This is a genomic window from Microcoleus sp. Pol11C3 (assembly GCF_036701485.1).
Taxonomy (GTDB): domain Bacteria; phylum Cyanobacteriota; class Cyanobacteriia; order Cyanobacteriales; family Microcoleaceae; genus Microcoleus.
The window spans coordinates 1-3,012 of the sequence record NZ_JAUBQW010000256.1 but is presented as its reverse complement, the minus strand read 5'-3'; the positions used below and the strand labels follow the sequence as shown (position 1 = coordinate 3,012).

3 protein-coding genes are annotated in these 3,012 nt (G+C 40.6%); 1 reads left to right on the top strand and 2 read right to left on the bottom strand.

The features are described from left to right. The first annotated feature begins 330 nt into the window (after positions 1 to 330). On the top strand, positions 331 to 2,433 hold the full coding sequence (locus QUA40_RS28180) for a tetratricopeptide repeat protein (RefSeq protein ID WP_333131933.1): 2,103 nt from the start codon (positions 331 to 333) through the stop codon (positions 2,431 to 2,433). A 2-nt stretch (positions 2,434 to 2,435) separates the two neighbouring features. Here QUA40_RS28180 and QUA40_RS28175 read toward each other — a convergent pair whose 3' ends face one another. Further along, positions 2,436 to 2,561: a hypothetical protein gene (locus QUA40_RS28175; protein WP_445301211.1), complete on the bottom strand. Its 126-nt coding sequence runs from the start codon at positions 2,559 to 2,561 to the stop codon at positions 2,436 to 2,438. Positions 2,562 to 2,714: 153 nt separating this feature from the next. Next, positions 2,715 to 2,927, bottom strand: coding sequence for a hypothetical protein (locus QUA40_RS28170; protein ID WP_333131931.1), 213 nt, complete (start codon positions 2,925 to 2,927; stop codon positions 2,715 to 2,717). Positions 2,928 to 3,012 lie beyond the last annotated feature (85 nt).

The window sequence follows — 3,012 nt, the reverse complement described above, 5'->3', positions numbered from 1 at the left end:
ATCTTTATTTGACGATTTTACTAGCTTTTTCATTTTAACTCTTTTGTGACACATTCGCAAAAGTGAGATGCACCCTTTAGCAGGAAGGATACAGAGGAATATCTCAAGCAAATTGGCATTGAAAATGGCGGTATACGCGCCAAAATCTACAAGGCAACACAGGGATTACCCTATTATCTAGATTGGGTACGGAAGCAACGAGAGCAAGGTGAAGAACCTGATTTTTCCAAAGGAAACCAAGCGATCGCTGAATTACTTTTGCAGGGGATAGATTCCCGGCATCGGAAAGTTTTGTATGTGGTAGCTTGTTGTCGATGGTTCGATCGGGCGATGATTCAATATTTGCTTAGAAGCGTTGAATTAGGCTTACAACAAGATGCCGATAATGCAGAGGGTTACTTTGAATGGTTGAAAGACTTAGATTTTGTTGAGTTTAGCAAAGGGCTCTACCGCTTAGATGATGTGGCGCGGGATGTCTTTCGGCAGTCCTATTTTCAGGAGGATCAAAACCAGTTTCGCAAAACTCATGCTTTACTAGCCGATTACTTCCAGCAACAAGCGGATGAACTTGTTACTGCTGAAATATTTTTACCCGAGCAGTATGAGGATGAGGAGTGGCGAGAACTGATGGCAGAGTTTCTCTATTACAATCTTTTTGGCAAGGGAAAGGCAGGACTCCAAAAATATATTGAACAGGTCTTTACGGCAGTTTATCTGCAAGTACCAGATGTATTTATGGCTCCCTTTGCTTTCATTTGTGCAGAGATAAGTGAAGAGAACCAGAATCTGCTTCCCAAAGCGACAGACAAATTTTTTAAAGATTCGGGAAGAGTTCTCAGCTTTGGCTGGCATTTTATACATATACGCCCAACAAAGTACAAGATTAAATTTAAAGGTGAGAATACTCCTTCAGAACAAGCAATTGAGGAATTTTCCAAACAAATTGAGGTATCTATTCAATCCCTGTTGGGATCTGTTGGCGATCTCAAGGATAGTCTAGGCAAGTGTGCAGGACTGATCTATAAGTTTTTACGTTGCACATCCAGAGAAAGAACTGATTCACTGTTGCAAGCGAAAATCCAGTGTGAAAAATTAACTCACTGCGATCCGAAACTGAAGCATACTCTTTTTTCAAGTCTTGGTGACTTACTAAAAAGTGAAAAACTTTACAATGATTCACTGGATTGCTATCACAAAGCACTGGACTTAGATCAAAGTAATGCATCCACTTTTGTTGGGCAGGGTGTTGCTTTAGGCAATCTAAAGCGGCCCGAGGAAGCGCTCGAAAGTTTTGAAAAAGCGATTTACCTCGATCCTGAATCTGTTGATGCTTGGAGAAATCGAGGGGCTGTACTAGGCAATCTAGAGAGATATGAGGAAGCGCTCGAAAGTTTTGAAAAAGCGATTTACCTCGATCCTGAATCTGTTGATGCTTGGAGAAATCGAGGGGCTGTACTAGGCAATCTAGAGAGATATGAGGAAGCGCTCGAAAGTTTTGAAAAAGCGCTAGACCTCGATCCTAAATCTGTTAAGGCTTGGGTAAATAGAGGGTATACACTCAATAATCTAGAGAGATATGAGGAGGCGCTCGAAAGTTATCAAAAAGCGCTAAACCTCGATTCTAAATCGGTTGATGCTTGGGTAAATCGAGGGTATACACTCAATAATCTAAAGAGATATGAGGAAGAGTTCGAAAGTTTTGAAAAAGCGCTAGACCTCGATCCTAAATTTGTTAAGGCTTGGGTAAATAGAGGGTATACACTCAATAATCTAGAGAGATATGAGGAGGCGCTCGCAAGTTACAAAAAAGCCCTAGACCTTGACCCTAAATCTGTTAATGCTTGGCTAATTCTAGGGAATACGCTCAGAAATCTAGAGAGATATGAGGAAGCACTGGAAAGTTCTCAAAAAGGGATTGACCTCGATCCTAAATCTGTTTATGCTTGGGTAACTCAAGGGAATGCTCTCCTTGATCTAGAGCGATATGAGGAAGCCCTTACTGCTTGCGATCGAGCTGTTGAGATAGATTCTAAGAATCATCAAGCACTGACCACTCAAGCACTAACATTAAGTCTTCTCAAGAATTTTGAGAAAGCTATTACAGCCATTGATGAAGCAATTAACTTAGAGCCTAAAGAAGTAGTATACAGGGCTAATCGTGGCATTATTTTGGCTAGGGCTGGTCGATACACCGAAGCCCTCGCTGATTGTGAACAAGCGATTAAGCAAAATCCTAAGCATGAGAGTGGCTATTACGGTAAAGCCTGCTGCTACGCACTACAAGGTGAGATTGGACAGGCTATCGATAATCTACAGAAAGCGATTGATATTGCACCTCGTCTTAGCCGAAACGAAGCAAAACACAACCCAGATTTTGACAGTATCCGAGATGATGAACGATTTCGAGCTTTGATGCAATTAGCCTCTTTTTAATTTCATTGTGTAATTTTTATATATCGAGGTTGACTTTTTACGCGATCGATCCAAGTTTGAATTGCTGGAAATCTCGTTAAATCAAATCCGCCCTCACCAGCAACGTGAGTGTAAGCAAATAAACCGATGTCAGCAATTGTATAGCGATCGCCCGCAAAAAACTCATTTTCTGCTATAGCAATCTGATCTCAGTCTCAAGATATAACGACCCCTTGTATTGCTAGACTCCCTGTATAGCAAGGGTTTCAAGTTTTATATACCTAGACAATCAATTAGGATTGCTATAAATGCTGTTCCATCACCCCCAAAGCAGCATAACCCGGTGCTTGTTTTTGTTGGAGTGCTTCCTGATATTCTTGTGCTTTCCCTGTCAAATACCAAAAGCGAGAAGTAGCAATAAAAGGTTCGTGACTGTACTGTTCAAAAAACAACCACTGCATAACTTGAGCCCGTTTAAATTTATCCGTCGGGAAAAACTCAGTTTCTTCGCTCAACTAAAACATATAGTCATTTCAAATAAATGTGAGACAGAGGTAAGATCATGATAAAATCGATAAAAATAGTTAATTAGAAAAAAAT

Bases quoted from the DNA above. Each gene is read 5' to 3' on its own strand.
- QUA40_RS28180 (WP_333131933.1), top strand. From the start codon at position 331: ATGATTCAATATTTGCTTAGAAGCGTTGAATTAGGCTTACAACAAGAT.